16 protein-coding genes are annotated in these 17,019 nt (G+C 61.9%); 6 read left to right on the plus strand and 10 right to left on the minus strand.

The features are described 5' to 3' along the window. Nucleotides 1–46 precede the first annotated feature (46 nt). The 7 genes from N2A41_RS30835 to N2A41_RS30865 all read right to left on the minus strand — a co-directional run bounded on the left by N2A41_RS30835 (nucleotide 47) and on the right by N2A41_RS30865 (nucleotide 7,222). The gene (locus N2A41_RS30835; protein WP_222385260.1) at nucleotides 47–1,426 is read right to left on the minus strand and encodes an FGGY-family carbohydrate kinase; all 1,380 of its coding nucleotides are present in this window, start codon (nucleotides 1,424–1,426) and stop codon (nucleotides 47–49) included. Beyond that, nucleotides 1,423–1,743, minus strand: a complete 321-nt coding sequence (gene rhaM / locus N2A41_RS30840) for an L-rhamnose mutarotase (protein WP_260111835.1) — start codon at nucleotides 1,741–1,743, stop codon at nucleotides 1,423–1,425. The genes N2A41_RS30835 and rhaM overlap by 4 nt, the downstream gene beginning before the upstream one ends. Further along, nucleotides 1,740–2,747 (minus strand): ABC transporter permease, encoded by a 1,008-nt coding sequence (locus tag N2A41_RS30845; protein ID WP_130703870.1) that lies wholly within the window; start codon nucleotides 2,745–2,747, stop codon nucleotides 1,740–1,742. Before N2A41_RS30845 ends, rhaM begins: the two co-directional genes overlap by 4 nt. Beyond that, nucleotides 2,744–3,745 (minus strand): ABC transporter permease, encoded by a 1,002-nt coding sequence (locus N2A41_RS30850; protein ID WP_170258347.1) that lies wholly within the window; start codon nucleotides 3,743–3,745, stop codon nucleotides 2,744–2,746. The genes N2A41_RS30845 and N2A41_RS30850 overlap by 4 nt, the downstream gene beginning before the upstream one ends. A 9-nt stretch (nucleotides 3,746–3,754) precedes the next feature. Further along, the gene (locus N2A41_RS30855) at nucleotides 3,755–5,290 is read right to left on the minus strand and encodes a sugar ABC transporter ATP-binding protein (RefSeq protein ID WP_260111836.1); all 1,536 of its coding nucleotides are present in this window, start codon (nucleotides 5,288–5,290) and stop codon (nucleotides 3,755–3,757) included. Between the two features lie 75 nt (nucleotides 5,291–5,365). Further along, entirely contained in the window at nucleotides 5,366–6,361 is a 996-nt protein-coding gene (gene rhaS / locus N2A41_RS30860; protein WP_260111837.1) for a rhamnose ABC transporter substrate-binding protein, read from the minus strand. Between the two features lie 48 nt (nucleotides 6,362–6,409). Beyond that, nucleotides 6,410–7,222, minus strand: a complete 813-nt coding sequence (locus N2A41_RS30865; RefSeq protein ID WP_170277693.1) for a DeoR/GlpR family DNA-binding transcription regulator — start codon at nucleotides 7,220–7,222, stop codon at nucleotides 6,410–6,412. A gap of 198 nt (nucleotides 7,223–7,420) precedes the next feature. Between N2A41_RS30865 and N2A41_RS30870 the strand changes: the two genes are divergently transcribed. After that, nucleotides 7,421–9,517, plus strand: coding sequence for a bifunctional rhamnulose-1-phosphate aldolase/short-chain dehydrogenase (locus N2A41_RS30870; protein WP_170258345.1), 2,097 nt, complete (start codon nucleotides 7,421–7,423; stop codon nucleotides 9,515–9,517). A gap of 215 nt (nucleotides 9,518–9,732) precedes the next feature. Beyond that, the gene (gene rhaI, locus N2A41_RS30875; RefSeq protein WP_260111838.1) at nucleotides 9,733–11,025 is read left to right on the plus strand and encodes an L-rhamnose catabolism isomerase; all 1,293 of its coding nucleotides are present in this window, start codon (nucleotides 9,733–9,735) and stop codon (nucleotides 11,023–11,025) included. 94 nt (nucleotides 11,026–11,119) lie between these two features. Here the strand turns inward: rhaI and N2A41_RS30880 are convergent, their stop codons facing one another. Next, nucleotides 11,120–11,578, minus strand: coding sequence for a carboxymuconolactone decarboxylase family protein (locus N2A41_RS30880; RefSeq protein ID WP_260112011.1), 459 nt, complete (start codon nucleotides 11,576–11,578; stop codon nucleotides 11,120–11,122). Nucleotides 11,579–11,702: 124 nt separating this feature from the next. On the opposite strand from N2A41_RS30880, the gene N2A41_RS30885 reads away from it, so the two are divergent. Together N2A41_RS30885 and N2A41_RS30890 are read left to right on the plus strand one after the other, a co-directional pair. Next, complete coding sequence (locus tag N2A41_RS30885) at nucleotides 11,703–12,572, plus strand: sigma-70 family RNA polymerase sigma factor (RefSeq protein ID WP_260111839.1); 870 nt, start codon at nucleotides 11,703–11,705, stop codon at nucleotides 12,570–12,572. Between the two features lie 265 nt (nucleotides 12,573–12,837). Beyond that, complete coding sequence (locus tag N2A41_RS30890; RefSeq protein WP_260111840.1) at nucleotides 12,838–14,046, plus strand: amidohydrolase/deacetylase family metallohydrolase; 1,209 nt, start codon at nucleotides 12,838–12,840, stop codon at nucleotides 14,044–14,046. Nucleotides 14,047–14,068: 22 nt separating this feature from the next. On the opposite strand, the gene N2A41_RS30895 is transcribed toward N2A41_RS30890, so the two are convergent. Then, nucleotides 14,069–14,917: an IclR family transcriptional regulator gene (locus N2A41_RS30895; protein ID WP_032985793.1), complete on the minus strand. Its 849-nt coding sequence runs from the start codon at nucleotides 14,915–14,917 to the stop codon at nucleotides 14,069–14,071. A 152-nt stretch (nucleotides 14,918–15,069) separates the two neighbouring features. Between N2A41_RS30895 and N2A41_RS30900 the strand changes: the two genes are divergently transcribed. After that, the gene (locus N2A41_RS30900) at nucleotides 15,070–15,927 is read left to right on the plus strand and encodes an SDR family oxidoreductase (RefSeq protein ID WP_170260465.1); all 858 of its coding nucleotides are present in this window, start codon (nucleotides 15,070–15,072) and stop codon (nucleotides 15,925–15,927) included. 120 nt (nucleotides 15,928–16,047) lie between these two features. On the opposite strand, the gene N2A41_RS30905 is transcribed toward N2A41_RS30900, so the two are convergent. Beyond that, nucleotides 16,048–16,263: a hypothetical protein gene (locus tag N2A41_RS30905; RefSeq protein WP_222360358.1), complete on the minus strand. Its 216-nt coding sequence runs from the start codon at nucleotides 16,261–16,263 to the stop codon at nucleotides 16,048–16,050. A 127-nt stretch (nucleotides 16,264–16,390) separates the two neighbouring features. Between N2A41_RS30905 and N2A41_RS30910 the strand changes: the two genes are divergently transcribed. Beyond that, nucleotides 16,391–17,014 carry a TetR/AcrR family transcriptional regulator gene (locus N2A41_RS30910; RefSeq protein ID WP_017968388.1) on the plus strand — a complete coding sequence of 208 codons (624 nt, stop codon included), beginning with the start codon at nucleotides 16,391–16,393 and terminating at the stop codon, nucleotides 17,012–17,014. The last annotated feature ends 5 nt before the right edge of the window (nucleotides 17,015–17,019 follow it).

Raw genomic sequence — 17,019 nt, forward strand, 5'->3', positions numbered from 1 at the left:
CTAATCACAAGACAGGGATGAACAAGGTCTGTTCTTGGAAAAGCTCCTATTCCATCGCCGCGTGCCAGCGGGTGCGATAGGCGGTCAGTCCGGGGATATCGGTCGGCGGAATATGCGTCTCGGCGCTCGACACCGGCCGGATGCCGGTCAGAAGGGCGGCACCCTGGCTGGTGCCGGTCGAACCTGGAAGCGCCATGACCTCGCGGCCGGTCAGGACCGCCAGCAGTTGGAGATAGGTCTCATTCAGCGCAAACGGCCCTTCGACGATAGCCGGGCCTTTGGCGCCGATCAGTCCGAGGCAGGCATCGGTCATCAAAGCGAGATAGAGGCAGGCAGCGGCAAAGCGCTCCTCGCGGCTTGCTTCTTCGGCACCGATCCAGCGGCTTGCCTTTCCTGGGAAAGGCCCGGAACCGAGGGCGATATTTGGCAGCAGCATCATGCCCTTGGCGATGACTGGACCGATTGCTGCCTGAGCGGCTTCTGCGTCGACAGGGCCGATCTCGGCCGAAAGGATCTCGAATTCCCGCCCACCCATGAAACGGGAAGAGGGGACGGCCCGGCCATAGGCATCGACATTGGCGAGGGTATCGCGTTTCGGATCGAGATGATCGAGATCGCCGCCGACGCCGAAATTGATGACCCATGTGCCTGTGGAGACGACGGCAAAGGGTGCCTCCCGATGAACCAGATGCGGCAGCAGCGAGGCATTGGAATCGTGAATGCCGCAATAGACCGGCACGGGCGCGGCAAGGCCGAGCTCAGCGGCGATGTCGGGCAGGACCGGGCCGAGCGCATCGAAGGCGGAGCGGATCGGCGCCATGAGGCCGCGGATGGCGAGCCTGTCGACGAGTGAGGAATAGCGGCCGGCCCTCGGGTTCCAGAGGTCGGTGTGGCAGCCGAGCGAAGTCAGCTCATTGGCGGCAACACCGGTCAGCCGCGCCGTCCAGTATTGCGCATAGGTGAGGATGGTCGCCACCTCGGCGAATTCCTCGGGAAAGGCGCTCTTCTGGTAGTGCAGCTGCGCGCCGACATTGAGACCCATCGCGAGGCGCGGCGAGAAGGTTTCATCGAAGGAGGGGCGCAGCCGCGTATAGGCATCGCGGATGTCCTGCGGATATTCGTGTTCATAGTCGATCACCGGCATGGCAAGCGTGCCGTCCCGGGCAAGCAGTGCTGCAGAGGCGCCATGGGTGGTGATCGAAATGGCGTCGAAGCCGGGCGCGCGCGCAAGGTTCTTCAGCGCATCGAGCGCAAAGGACCAGAGAGCCTCTACGTCGTAATGCGGATAGAGGCCGGTTTTGATCGTGATATTCGGCCGTTTCAACACGGCGATCTCAGCGCCCGTCTCGCTGTCGAGCACGACGACCTTGGCATTGGTCTTACCGATGTCGAGGACGGCGATGCGGCGATAGGAGGTGGCGTTCATGGCATATGGAAGACGGTGACCAGGTCGCTCTGGACCGGTGAATTATCGGGATTGGTCGCCATGATATCGGCCATATAAGCCCACCATTTTTTCACGACGGGATGCTCCGGCAGGCTCGCCATCGTGTGATCAGTGGACCGCGTCAACACGCCGAACAGCGTGTTGGTCTCGCGGTCGAGATGGATGGAATAGTCGCTGGCGCCTGACTTGCGCAGGAGATCGACCAGTTCCGGCCAGATCTCGTCATGCCGCCTGCGGTATTCGGCTTCCATGCCGGGGTTGAGCTGCATCTTGAAGGCGTGTTTTTCTGATGTCATCGGGAGCTCATGAGCTTGATACGGCGGGCGATGATCGGGATGGCGATGGTGATGATCAGAAGCAGGCCGATGAAGATCGACATGACGATGCCGGGCACGTTCAACAGGCCGAGGCCGAAGGTGACGAGACCCATGACGAAGGCGGCGATGACGACGCCGACGATGGTGCCGGAGCCGCCGAGGATCGAGATGCCGCCGAGCACGACCATGGTGACGACCTCGAGTTCCCAGCCCTGGGCGATCGACGGCCGGGTCGAGCCGAGGCGTGAGGTCAGGCAGACGGCGGCGATGCCGCTCATGACGCCGGTCAGCAGGAAGAGGATGAATTTGACGCGTTCGACCGGAATGCCGGAAAAGCGGGCGGCGAAGTCGTTGTTGCCGATCGCATAGACCTGCCGGCCAAAATTCGTCGCATGCAGCAGGATGGCGAAGAGGATCGCCAGCACAATGAAGAGCACGAATTCGAAGGAGAATACCCAGACGACATAGCCCTGGCCGAAATAGGCGAAATCCGCCGGGTATTTGCCATAGGCCTGGTCGCCAAGCACGATATAGGAAATGCCGCGGAAAAGGCTCATCGTACCGATGGTGACGACGATCGACGGCAGTTTCAGCACCGAGACCAGCACGCCGTTGAAGATGCCGCAGGCAAGGCCGGTGCCGATGCCGATCGCGACCAGCCCCGGTGTGCCGATGCCGACCTGCGCTGCCGCGCCCATCGCCGTCGAGGCGAGCGCGATGATCGCGGCGACCGAGAGGTCGATTTCGCCTGATATGACGAGCAGCGCCATGGCGAAGGCAATCATTGCCTTTTCGGTGAAGTTGAAGGTAGCGTCCGAGAGGTTCCAGGCATCGAGGAAATAGGGCGAGGCGAGCGAATTGAAGATGAAGATCAGCACGGCGACGGCAAAGAGCAGCACTTCCCAGCTCGCGAGGATGCGGCGGAAGGGCGTGCCGAGGCGGTCGGGAATGACCCGCTTTTCGTGTGTGGACACGGCGCTCATGCTGCGGCCTCCGTTCTGATCTCGGCCGCGGCGCGGTCGCGCAGGATGATTCGGCCGCGGTTGCGCTCACGCCTGGCGTTGAAGGCGACTGCGAGAATGATGACGGTTCCGGAGATCGCCATTTGCGTGAAGGGTGAAATTCCGATCACCGGCAGCGCATTCTTGATGACGCCGAGGAAGAGCGCGCCGAGCACGGTGCCGGCGACCGAGCCGACGCCGCCGGCAATCGAAATGCCGCCGATGACACAGGCCGCGACGCTGTCGAGCTCGAAGCCGTTGGCGATATCGACATAGGCGACGGCATAACGCGACACCCAGAGATAGCTCGAGAGGCCGGCCAGCGCGCCCGACAGAACAAACGCCAAAAATTTCGTCCAGCCGGTATCGATGCCGGCATAGACGGCCGCGGTCGGATTGCCGCCGGTCGCATAGGCCGAGCGGCCGAACTGGGTGTATCTGAGCAGGACATACATCAGAAGCACGATGACGATGCCCACCCAGCCGAGAACCGGCAGGCCGAGGATCGGCGTGCGCGGCACCGACAGAAAGATCGGCGTCATCTGGTGGGCGTTGACCCATGCCCCGCCCGAAAGCACGAAGGCCATGCCGCGATAGATGGTAAGCGTGCCGAGTGTGACGACGATCGGCGGGATTTCGAGCGCCCAGACGAGAAAGCCGTTGATGGCGCCGAGGCAGGCGCCGATGACGATCGCGGCAAGGATGAGCACGATGAGCGGCAGGTCGGGATAGGCGGCATTCATCATCGCGATCGCCATGCCGGTGAAGGCGAGATTGGCGGCAACCGACAGGTCGATCGATTTCGTCAGGATGACCGTCATCTGCGCGAGCGCCAGGATGATCAGGATGGAGGTATCGTTGAAAATGCCGGCGAGATTCTCCGGCGTTGCGAAATCGGCGGCGCGCGTCGAAAAGATCGCGATCATCACCACGATGATGAGGAACAGCAGGGTTTCGCGTTTTCTGATCAGTCTTGCCATGCTTTTACCTTATGCATTGCCGGTGGCGGCGCGCACCAGCGCTTCCGGCGATAGCTCGGCGCGGTCGAATATCCCGGCGGCGAGACCCTCCTTCATCACCAGGACGCGGTCCGACATGCCGATGATTTCGGGCAGTTCGGACGAGACCATGATGATCGACAGGCCCTCGGCGGCGAGTTCGCTGATGAAGCCGTGCACGGCTGCCTTCGAGCCAATGTCGATGCCCTTTGTGGGTTCATCGAGGATGATGACCTTCGGCGCCGTCGCCAGCCATTTGCCGATGACGACCTTCTGCTGGTTGCCGCCCGACAGCGTGCCGACCGGGACGGAAAGGGCGGCTGCGCGCAGATCCAGGCGCTCGGCATATTTGCGGGCGAGGGCGAATTCTTCTGCCACCCTGAGGAAGCCCCGGCGCGAGGTGCGGCTAAGCGAAGGCAGCGTCATGTTCTGGAAGATCGGCATCGGCAGCGCTAAGCCGTGGCGGCCGCGCTCCTCCGGCACATAGACGATGCCGGCGCGGATCGCGTCCTGCGGCGAATGGATGGTGATTTCGCGGCCTTCGAGCATCATGGTGCCGGAGAGCGGCCTGGTGATGCCGAAGAGCGATTGGGACAGTTCCGAACGGCCGGCACCGATCAGGCCGTATATGCCGAGAATCTCGCCCTGGCGCAGGGTGAAGGAGATGTCGCGGAATTCGGTGCGATGGGTGTAGTTGCGGATCTCCAGAACTGGGCCGCCGATGGCGACGTCGACCTTGGGAAAAGCGTTCTCGACGTCGCGGCCGACCATCATGCGGACGATCTCGTCCTGCGGCGTTTCCTTGAGCCGGCCCTGGCCGACGGCGCGGCCGTCGCGGAAGACGACGAAATCATCGGCGATCTCGTAGACTTCGTCGAACTTGTGGCTGATGAAGAGGATCGCCTTGCCCTTTTCCTTCAGGCCCCGGACGATGCGGAAGAGATCGTCGATCTCCTTGCGGGAAAGCGCTGCCGTCGGCTCGTCCATGATGACGATGCGGGCCTCGATCGACAGAGCGCGCGCAATCGCCACCAGGTGGCGCTGCGCGATCGAAAGGTCCTTCAGGCGGATCGTCGGGTCGATATTGCTTTCGAGCGCGGTCAGCAGCGCTTTGGCGCGGCTGTTCATCGCCTGCCAGTCGATGGTGCGCAGACGCGTGCGCGGCGCATGGCCGAGGAAAATGTTTTCGGCAACCGTCAGTTCGTCAAACAGCACGGTTTCCTGATGGATGGCGGTGACGCCGGCGTCGATTGCGGCCTGGGCGCTGGCAAAGGTCACCGGCTGGCCGTCGACCAGGATCTCGCCTTCGTTCGGCCTGTAGATGCCGGTGAGGATCTTGACCAGCGTCGATTTGCCGGCGCCGTTTTCGCCGATCAGCGCGGTCACCGTGCCGGGATGCAGCGCGATGCTGACATTGTCGAGCGCCTTCACGCCCGGAAAGATCTGGGAGATGCAACGCATTTCCAGAATGGCGGGCGCATCACCGGTTTTGCTGTCCGTGGCGGTTTGTTGAAAGGCGGCGTTCATCAAGCTTCTACCAGTGTCGAATGAGAATTCCCGGCGGCCATCGAAGCCGCCGGGCTTTTATGCGATGGCTCTAGATCAGAAGACCTTGGAGAACTGGTCGATATTCGAAGCATTATAGACGAAGGGATCGGCCATGGCGGCTTCACCATTGGCGCCGACCTTGATCTTGCCCATGCGGCCGGCTTCGATCTCGCTGCCCGGCTTGCCGTCGGTCTCGCCCTTGACGAGGCGATAGGCGATCTGCGTTGCGGAGTAACCGAGATCGATCGGGTTCCAGATGGCGAATTCCTTCGTCGCGCCCGACTTGATCGCGCCGGCCATTTCGGATGGCAGGCCGAGACCGGTGACGTAGACCTTGCCGATAAGGCCCTTGTCTTCGACGACCTTGGACGCGGCGAGAACGCCGACCGTCGTCGGAGCGACGATGACCTTGATGTTCGGGTTCGCCTTCAACAGGCCTTCGGCTTCACGATAGGACTTGTCCGAAAGGTCGTCGCCATAGACGGTGGTGACGAGGTTGAGGCCCGGGAAATCCTTGAGCTGCTTCTTCATCTGGTCGATCCAGATGTTCTGGTTGGTCGAGGTGGTCGTGGCTGACAGGATGGCGAAGTCACCCTTGCCGCCGTCGAGATGGTCCTTGACCAGCGTCAGGCACATCTTGCCTATCAACTCGTTGGACGACGGGTTGAGCTGCAGGATACGGCCTTCAGGTGCGACGCCGGAATCCCAGGAGATGACCTTGATGCCGCGCTGTGTAGCCTTCTTCAGCGCCGGAACGAGCGCGTCGGGATCGTTGGCCGAGACCGCGATGGCGCTGACGCCCTGGGCGATCAGCGAGTTGATGACTTCGATCTGGCCTTCGGCCGTCGTCGTCGTCGGACCGGTATAGATGACCTCGACGCCGCCGAGTTCCTTGGCGGCTTCCTGCGCACCCTTGTTGGCGGCATCGAAGAAGCCGTTGCCGAGCGACTTGACGACGAGACCGATCTTGATGTCGGCAGCACTTGCCGTTCCGGCCATCATGCCGACGGCAAATGCCACGCCTATTGCGAGTTTCTTTGCGAGTTTCATGCTTTCATCCTCCCACTTGATTGACACTCTTCACACCTCCCCGGCGCCTTATGCGACCGACGAGGAATCCTCCTTGATTGCCTGGGCGACCGGGCTCGCGACAATGAGCCTGATGCCGGCATTCTCGATCATCCTGGCGGCTTCCTCTGGAATGCCGTCATCGGTGATGATGGTAGACACACGCTCGAGCGGGCACAGAATGAGGCTCGACCGGCGATGGAATTTGCTGGAATCGGCCATGACGACCAGTTCGTCGGCCTGATGCATCAGCTTCTGCTCGCTCTGGATGATCAGCGCGTCGGCTTCCATGATGCCGAGCGGGCCGATGCCCTGCGCGCCGATGAAGAAGCGGCGGGCGTAGAAATTGCGGATCGCGTCATTGTCGAAGGGGGAGAGGATCAGGCTCTGCTCGCGATAGATCGCGCCGCCCGGCACCGTCACCGTGTTCTTCGAGTGCTTGACCAGATGTTCGGCGATCGCGAAAGAATTGGTCATCACCTGCAGGCGGTGCGCCGCCATGAAATGCACCATCTGGAAGGTGGTCGTGCCACCGTTGATGATGATCGCGTCGCCCGGATCGCAAAGCTCGACCGCCTGGCGTGCGATTGCGCGCTTCTTATCGATATTGACCGATTCCGAAACGCGGAAGGGGCGCCCGGCGAGATTTCCGAGCTGCGGCGGATGCACCGCTTCGGCGCCGCCGCGCACACGCCGGATCTTGCCCTGGACATGAAGAGCCGCGATGTCGCGCCGAATCGTCGCCTCGGAAGCCTCGGTCAGTTCGGAAATATCCTGAACCGTCACGACGGACTTTTCCTGAACGGCGCTCAGTATGATGCGATGGCGTTCGCGTTCGTGCATGGGGCTCCTCCTTGAACCGTTTATTTCGCACATATGACAATGTGTCAATCAAAAACGATCATAAATTTTCATATTGCGCTGCACAATAATCGAATTTGATCGTTTTCGATTGACAACCTCCATTTTAATGCGCGATACCGTGAGCGAAAAGCGGCGCGAACTTTGCGTCTCGATGAAGATTTCATATGGGAGGATGACATGGCGGCGAACGTCCGGCTTCTGGAAAACCGGTGGGATGAGGCTTACGCGGCAGGCCTCGATGAGCCTGGCAAACTGCTCTATCGCTCCAACCTGCTCGGCGCCGACAAGCGCATCACCAATTATGGCGGCGGCAACACCTCGGCGAAGGTGATGGAAACCGATCCGCTGACCGGCGGCAAGGTCAAGGTGCTCTGGGTCAAGGGCTCGGGCGGCGACGTCGGCACGATCAAGCTCGACGGTTTCGCGACGCTCTACCAAGACAAGCTGGAATCGCTAAAGGGCATCTACAAGGGTGTCGAGGACGAGGACCGCATGGTCGGCTTCCTGCCGCACTGCACCTTCAACCTGAATGCCCGCGCTGCCTCAATCGACACGCCGCTGCACGGTTTCGTGCCTTTCACCCATGTCGACCACATGCATCCCGATGCGATCATCGCGATCGCTGCATCGAGGAATTCCAAGGAATTGACGCAGCAGATCTTCGGCGACGAGATCGGCTGGCTGCCCTGGCGCCGTCCGGGCTTCCAGCTCGGCCTCGATCTCGGCGCTTTCGTTGCCGCAAATCCGAATGCCAAGGGCGTGGTGCTCGAAAGCCATGGCCTCTTTACCTGGGCGAACGATGCGAAAGCCTGCTACGAGCTAACGCTCGATATCATCAACAAGGCGATCGTCTGGTTCGCTGAAAAGACCGAAGGCAAGACGATTTTCGGCGGCGCGGTCACGCAGAGCTTGGCTGTAGCCGAACGCCGCGCCATCGCCGCCCGGCTGATGCCGGAGATCCGCGGCCGCATCGGCAAGCAGGAGCGCAAGCTTGGTCATTTCGACGATCAGGACGCCGTGCTCGAATTCGTCAATTCCAGCGATCTGCGCCCGCTCGGCGCGCTCGGCACCAGCTGCCCTGACCATTTCCTGCGCACCAAGATCCGCCCGCTGATCGTCGATTTCGACCCGGCCAAGCCGGATGTCGACGCGATCGTCGCCGGTCTCGACAAGGCGCTGGAGGACTACCGCGCCGACTACGCCCGCTACTACAACGACTGCAAGCATGACAATTCGCCCGCCATGCGCGACGCCAATCCCGTCATCTTCCTGGTACCCGGCGTCGGTATGCTGTCTTTTGCCCGCGACAAGGCGACGGCCCGCATTGCCAGCGAATTCTACGTCAACGCCATCAACGTCATGCGTGGCGCCTCGACGGTCTCCGAATATCAGGGACTGCCCGAGCAGGAAGCTTTCGACATCGAATATTGGCTGCTCGAAGAAGCCAAGCTGCAGCGCATGCCGAAGCCGAAGGGCCTTGCCGGCCGCGTCGCCTTCGTCACCGGCGGCGCCGGTGGCATCGGCCGCGCGACGGCCGCGCGCCTCGTCGGCGAAGGCGCCTGCGTGGTGCTTGCCGATATCGACCAGGCAGCGCTCGAAGGCACCGAAGCCGATTTCGTCAAGAAGTTCGGCGCTGACGCCGTGCGTAGCGTCCGGCTCGACGTCACCAAGGAAGATGCGGTGATCGCCTCCTTCGCGGAAGCCTGCGTCGAATTCGGCGGCATCGATATCCTCGTCTCGAATGCCGGCATTGCCTCCTCCGCACCGATCGAAGCGACCGAACTGTCGACGTGGAACCGCAATATCGATATTCTCGCGACCGGCTATTTCCTCGTCTCGCGCGAAGCCTTCCGGCTCTTCCGCCGCCAGGCGCTCGGCGGCAACGTCGTCTTCGTCGCTTCGAAAAACGGTCTTGCCGCCTCGCCGAATGCATCTGCCTATTGCACGGCAAAGGCTGCCGAAATCCATCTTGCCCGCTGCCTGGCGCTGGAAGGTGCGGATGCCGGCATCCGTGTCAACACCGTCAACCCGGATGCCGTCCTGCGCGGTTCGAAGATCTGGAGCGGCGAATGGCGCGAGCAGCGCGCCGCCTCGTCCAAGATCGAGGTGGACGATCTCGAGGAGCATTACCGCAAGCGTTCGATGCTGAAACTCAACGTGTTTCCGGAAGATATCGCCGAGGCGATCTATTTCCTCGCATCGGACCTCTCGGCAAAATCGACCGGCAACATCATCAACGTCGATGCCGGCAACGTGCAGAGTTTTACGCGGTGATTTTTGATGGGGCGGGTGCGTCTGCCCCTCATCCTAACCCTCTCCCCGTCATGACGGGGAGAGGGGATTTGCCCAACGAAATGTTGGAGTGAGACGGAGACGGTGCGGCATATCCCCTTCTCCCCGTCTGAACGGAGAGAAGGTGCCGGCAGGCGGATGAGGGGCTGTCCCACGACAAAGTCCCAATGTTTAAATTGCATAATCGGGAGGAAGACATGGCCGAATTCAGGATCGCGCAGGATCTGGTTGCGACGGATAACGACAAGCGGGTAGCGGCGCTGAAAGCCGACTATGAAGCGCTGGGCGCGACGCTTGCCCGTCGCGGCGTCGATATCGAGGCGGTCACCCGCAAGGTTGCGGAATTCTTCGTTGCCGTTCCCTCCTGGGGTGTCGGCACCGGCGGCACGCGTTTTGCCCGTTTCCCCGGCACCGGCGAGCCGCGCGGCATCTTCGACAAGCTCGACGATTGCGCCGTCATCAACCAGCTGACGCAGGCGACGCCGAACGTCTCGCTGCATATCCCCTGGGACAAGGCGGATGCTAGCGAATTGAAGGCCAAGGGCGACGCGCTCGGCCTCGGCTTCGACGCGATAAATTCCAACACCTTTTCCGATGCGCCCGGCCAGGCCCATTCCTACAAATACGGCTCGCTGAGCCACACCGACGCGGCGACACGGGCGCAGGCGGTCGAGCACAATCTCGAATGTATCGAGATCGGCAAGGCGCTCGGCTCCAAGGCGCTGACGGTCTGGATCGGCGACGGCTCGAACTTCCCCGGCCAGAGCCATTTCACCAAGGCTTTCGAGCGTTACCTCGCCTCGATGGCTGACATTTACAAGGCGTTGCCCGATGATTGGAAGCTGTTCTCCGAGCACAAGATGTACGAGCCGGCCTTCTATTCCACCATCGTCCAGGATTGGGGCACCAACTACCTGATCGCCCAGACGCTCGGTCCCAAGGCCTATTGCCTCGTCGATCTCGGCCACCATGCGCCGAACACTAATATCGAGATGATAGTCGCCCGGCTGATCCAGTTCGGCAAGCTCGGCGGTTTCCACTTCAACGATTCGAAATATGGCGATGACGATCTCGACGCCGGCTCAATCGATCCCTACCGGCTGTTCCTCGTCTTCAACGAGCTGGTCGACGCCGAGCAGCGCGGCGTCAACGACTTCAACCCGGCCCATATGATCGACCAGTCGCACAATGTCACCGACCCGATCGAAAGCCTGATCAACAGCGCCAACGAAATCCGCCGCGCCTATGCGCAGGCGCTGCTCGTCGATCGCAAGGCGCTCTCCGGTTACCAGGACGACAACGACGCGCTGATGGCGTCGGAAACTCTGAAGCGCGCCTATCGCGCCGATGTCGAACCGATTCTGGCCGAAGCCCGCCGCAGGGCCGGCGGCGCGATCGACCCGATCGCCGTCTACCGCGCCAGCGGCTATCGCAGACAAGTGGCGGCCGAACGTCCGGCATCCGCTGCCGGCGGCGGCGGCATCATTTGAACGGCTGATTGTCTCGCATGGCCTGAAGCCATGCTGATTAGGGATGTGGGTTGCCGGCAGCGCAGGGGTGACGCGCTGCCGGCAACCTCGCCGTTTACGGCTTCCAGGCCCCGGCGATCTGGCGGGTGGCGATGTTCAGCCGGTTCCAGACATTGATGTTGGCGATGGCGATGACGAGTGCCGCAAGGCTCCTGCCGTTATAATGTCGGGTCGCCTCGTCCCAGATATCATCCGGCACCGGGTCGGCGCGGTCGCTGATGCGGGTCACCGCCTCGGTCAGCGCAAGGGCTGCCCGCTCGGCATCGCTGAAATAGGGCGAGTCGCGCCAGGCGCCGATGGCAAAGAGCCTTTCGTCGGTTTCGCCGAGCTTCTTTGCGATACGGGGATGACCGTCGACACAGACGCTGCAGCCGTTGATCTGGCTGGCGCGCAGGTTGACGAGTTCGAGCAGCTTCGGTGAAAGGCCGGTTTCGGCCGGCACCTTGCTGAGAGCATTGAGCGCCTGCATGGCTGCGGGAAGGACGAGGGCGGGATTTCCCATTCGCTCCTGCATGACCATTTTTTCCTGCATGGTATGTCTCCTTGATGCGTTTATGGTTCGACGATCCGGCGGCTGTCACATCGGCCGGGTTTCATTCGTCATGGCCTTGACGGAACGCAGCGGAGGAATGTGACAAATGGACGAGAAAAAATGGCTGGCCGATGAGTTCGAGGCGAACAGAGCGCATCTGAGGGCCGCAGCCTATCGCATGCTCGGCTCGCGCAGCGAGGCGGAGGACGCCGTTCAGGAGGCCTGGCTGCGGCTCAGCCGCACGGACACGACAGGGGTCGGCAATCTCGGCGGCTGGCTGACGACGGTGGTGGCGCGCATCTGTCTCGACATGCTGCGCACCCGCAAGACCCGGCGCGAGGAGCCGCTGGAGGCGCCTGTTCATGGCGGGATCGCCGATCCCGCGAACGATCCCGAGCGCGAAGCCGCCTTTGCCGATTCGGTCGGTCTGGCGCTGGTCGTCGTGCTGCAGACGCTGGCGCCCGCCGAACGTGTCGCCTTCGTGCTGCACGACATGTTCGATCTGCCCTTCGACGAGATCGCGCCGATCATCGGCCGCTCGTCCGGCGCCACCCGCCAGCTCGCAAGCCGCGCCCGTCGCCGGGTGCAGGGGGTGGACGAAACGCCTGATGTCGATTTCGGCCGCAAACGGACGATCGCCGAAGCCTTCCTCACGGCGTCGCGCAACGGCGATCTGGAGGGATTGATCGCAGTGCTTGCCCCTGACGTCGTCTTCCGGCCGGATGCGACGGCGGCCCGCTTCGGCACCATTGGCGAAACGCGCGGAGCGGCTCACGTGGCCGAAGCCTTCAAGGGGCGGGCGCAGGCGGCAGAAATCGCCATGGTCGACGGCGAGCTCGGATTCGTCGTGGAGATCAAGGGCCAGCTCCGCGTCGTGGTGGCGCTGACGATCGCCGAGGGCAGGATCGCCGCAATCGACGCCATCGCCGATCCGGATCACTTGGAACGGCTTGACTATTCGATTCTTCGGGATTGAAAATAAAGGCGAATTTACCGGATCTTCGAAAAAGGCGCGCTTCGCAAGGAGCGCACCGCTTACGTTTCGTCTACGCGACGACCGCGTCATTTTCCTTGACAGCTTCCTCTTCGGCTTTATTCTATTATAAAGCCTTATGTATCATAGTTACGGAATTTCCGATACGGCGCCCTGAGAGGCCATCTCTAGCTTCCATTGCTCTTCCATAATGACCCGGATGGCCGAGGCGTGATCCCGGTCCGAGACTTCGAAAGGAATGCATATCATGCCCGGCGACCAGGCGAAGAAGCCGCTTCTCCTCACCAATGTCAAACCGATGGCTTTTGGTGCGGGCACACAAGAGGGGGCAATCGACATTCTCGTCAATGCCGACGGCAGGATCGCCGAGACCGGTCCGTCGCTTTCTGTCTCGCAGGATGTTGTGCGCATCGACGGCAAGGGCGCCTTCATTTCGCCCGGCTGGGTCGACCTGCACGTGCATATCTGGCACGGCGGCACCGATATTTCTATACGTCCGTCCGAATGCGGCGTCGAGCGCGGCGTCACCACGCTGGTCGATGCCGGTTCGGCCGGTGAGGCGAATTTCCATGGCTTCCGCGAATATATCATCGAGCCCTCGCGCGAGCGCATCAAGGCCTTCCTCAATCTCGGCTCGATCGGCCTCGTCGCGTGCAACCGCGTCGCGGAATTGCGGGATATCCGTGATATCGATCTCGACCGCATTCTCGAAGTCTATGCGGCAAACAGCGAGCACATTGTCGGCATCAAGGTGCGCGCCAGCCATGTCATCACCGGGTCCTGGGGCGTCACCCCGGTCAAGCTCGGCAAGAAGATCGCCAAGATCTTGAAAGTGCCGATGATGGTGCATGTCGGCGAGCCGCCGGCGCTTTATGACGAGGTGCTTGAGATCCTCCGACCCGGCGACGTCGTCACCCATTGCTTCAACGGCAAGGCCGGGTCGAGCATCATGGAAGACGAGGACCTCTTCAACCTCGCCGAGCGCTGTGCCTCCGAGGGCATCCGTCTCGACATCGGCCATGGCGGCGCCTCCTTCTCCTTCAAGGTCGCCGAGGCGGCGATCGCACGCGGGCTTCTGCCGTTCTCGATTTCGACCGACCTGCACGGCCACTCGATGAATTTCCCGGTCTGGGACCTGGCGACCACGATGTCGAAGCTGCTCAGCGTCGGCATGCCTTTCGTCAAGGTGGTGGAAGCCGTCACCCATGCGCCGGCATCCGTCATCAAGCTGTCGATGGAGAACGGGCTTTCGGTCGGCTCGCAAGCGGAGTTCACCATTTTCGACCTGGTCGATTCCGATCTTGAGGCGACGGATTCCAACGGCGACGTGTCGGTCCTCAACAAGCTGTTCGAGCCGCGCTATGCGGTGATGGGCGCGGATGCCTTTACCGCCAGCCGCTATGTGCCGCGGGCGCGCAAGCTGGTGCGGCACAGCCACGGCTATTCCTATAGGTAGGATCCACCGAAGGGCGCAATGCTCAGCGGTTGCGCCAGCCCATCAGCTTTTCGATCCGTTCCGCTGAACTGCGGACATGGGCGGTATAGTGGTTTTCGTCGGAAAAGGCCTTCTGTTCCGGCAGCACGATGGAAATGGTGGCGACGCACTGGCCGTCGCGATCGCAGATCGGCGAGGCGATGCAGGCAACCGCATAATCGGATTCCCCCGCCTGGATCGACAGGCGAGACTCGAAGGCCTTGCCGGCGGCTTCCGACAACGTGCCCGGATCGATCTCGGCGCGGCCGGTCGGTGAAGAGCGGGCGCAGCGCTTGAACAGTTCGATGCGCTCCTCCTCCGCCAGGTGGCCGACGAGCAGGCGGCCGGAGGCCGTCCAGTTCAGCGGCACCCTTGTGCCGACGCGGGACGCCACCTGAAAATGGCTCGGGCCGTCGGCCATGGCCAGCACCAGCATATAGTCGCCGTCGCGGCCGCAGACCTGCACGGTTTCGCCGGCCTGGCGGCAGAGATCGTGCATTTCGTGGGTGGCGATGCTCATGAAATCCAGCGACCTGGCATACGCAAGGCCGTAATGGTAGAGCCGCGCGCCGAGCCAGATCGAGCCGTCCGCCTGACGTGTCAGCATGTTCTTCTCGACGAGATCGTCAACGATGACGTAAACGGTCGATAGCGGCGCCTTCACCGCCTTGGCGATGGCATAGACGCCGGCAGGCGATCCGGTCTCGTAAAGATGGTCGATCACTTGAAGCGCCCGGTCGATACCGCTGACACGCGCGCGGCGCGCGCCCTTGCCAGCAGCCTCGTCGGCAACGCCCTCATCTTCGGAGTAAACCGGGGGGGATGTCTTTCCGTCCAATTCCACGCACCTCATGAAAAACGCCGTTATGTTACATTACTATGGCATAGCGGTGGCTATGGCAAATCGCAACATCTTGTAGGTTGATCGTGTGGGCAGATGCGACAGCTCGGCGTGGAACAACAAGCCGCAGTCCGAGTTTGACCCCCTCAACCCAGGAGGTCATGATGCCAAATTATCCCACACCACCTTTTCCCTCTCAGAAACAGCCGATGCCGGGTTTCACGGCACAGATGGACCCCGTTCCCGATCATGGCGAAAAAAGTTATCGCGGTTCCGAGCGGCTGAAGGGCAAGCGTGCGATTATCACCGGCGGCGATAGCGGCATCGGCCGGGCCGTGGCGATCGCTTATGCCCGTGAAGGGGCCGATCTGGTGATCTCCTACCTCGACGAGGACGAGGATGCCGACGAGACCAAGCGGCTCGTCGAGCAGGCTGGGCGCAAGGCCATTCTCGTCAGCGGCGACATCCAGGATCCCGCCCACTGCAGGCAGATCGTCGAGACGGCGGTCAAGGAGCTCGGCGGCATTGACATTCTCGTCAACAACGCCGCGCATCAGGCAAGCTTCAAGAGCATCGACGAAATCAGCGACGAGGAATGGGAATTGACTTTCAAGGTCAATATTCATTCGATGTTCTACCTGACCAAGGCAGCCGTCGCCCATATGAAGCCCGGCAGCGCCATCATCAATACGGCTTCGATCAATTCGGACAATCCGAACCCGACGCTGCTTGCCTATGCGACGACCAAGGGTGCGATCCAGAATTTCACCGCCGGCCTTGCTCAGCTTCTGGCCGAGAAAGGCATTCGCGCCAATGCGGTGGCGCCCGGGCCAATCTGGACGCCGCTCATCCCTTCGACACTGCCTGAAGAAAGCGTCAGCAATTTCGGCAAGCAAGTGCCGATGAAACGGCCGGGACAGCCGGCCGAGCTTGCGACAGCCTATGTGATGCTGGCCGATCCCTTGTCGAGCTATATCTCCGGCACGACGATCGCGGTCACCGGCGGCAAGCCGATCCTCTAAAGCGCGTCGCGATCCTTGCGCTGCGCGACATGCTTTAAAGCGGCAAGGGCCGCCGTCTGGTTGTGACGGCAGCCCTTGACGGGGGCAGGGAGAGATCCCCAAGCTGTTCAGGCGGCTTCTTCAGCCGAAGCAGGGCATTGCCGGCAGATTGGCGCGGCTTGCAAGCGCTCCGATCATATTGCCCACCGAAGTCGAGCGCGGTTCGCGTTTGCGGGCGGCCGTCTCCAGGAGTTGCTTGAAGTCTTCAAGCTTTACGCCGTCGGCGCGCAACACCATGGCGATCAGGGGGTCGTGAAGGGCTTCGGATATCGTCAGGTCGTCTCTGGTCTTTCTCATGGTTGTCCTCCTTTCGTGGGCGGTCGCCCGTGTTCCACTTTCCGCTGCCATGCCCTCGGCATTGACTTTCGCGTTTTGTGGTGTTACCGGTAAGTAACAATGCATTTGTTACCGATCGGTCACATTGATGTCAAGGACTACGTCCGCAAAAAAATCAGAAACTTCGAATGAAATCTCCGCAGCCGTTCCAGAAGATCGCATCCCGCCGCGGGAGCGTATCGTCTCGACCGCCTCGGAGCTTTTCCGCGAGCGCGGCATCCGCGGTATCGGCGTCGATGCCATTGCCGACGCGGCTCTGACCAACAAGATGACGCTCTACCGGCATTTCGGCTCGAAGGACGAACTCGTCTGTGAGACGCTGCGCCGGGCCTCCGAAAAGGCGGGTACCATCTGGCGCGATCTGGAAGCGGCCTATCCCGGCAATCCGCGCGCCCAGCTGGACGCCTGGGTGGAGTTGCGGGCGCAATGTCTGAACGGCGAGCCCGCCGGTTGCGATCTTGCCAATGCTGCCATCGAGCTGAAGGGCGAGGGCCATCCCGCCCATGAAATGATCGAGCGGCACAAGGCCGAACAGCGTGATCGCCTGGCCGCGCTCTGTTCGGCGGCCGGCGCGCGCGAACCCCAGCTTCTTGCCGATACGTTGACGCTGCTGCTCGAAGGCGCGCGTGTCAGCCGCCAGGCTATGGGTGCTGCCGGCTGCTGCGGCCATTTCGCCAAGGCCTGCCATGCGGCAATCGCTTCTTTCGCCTGACCACC

Source organism: Rhizobium sp. SRDI969 (assembly GCF_025152725.1).
Classification (GTDB): domain Bacteria; phylum Pseudomonadota; class Alphaproteobacteria; order Rhizobiales; family Rhizobiaceae; genus Rhizobium; species Rhizobium leguminosarum_I.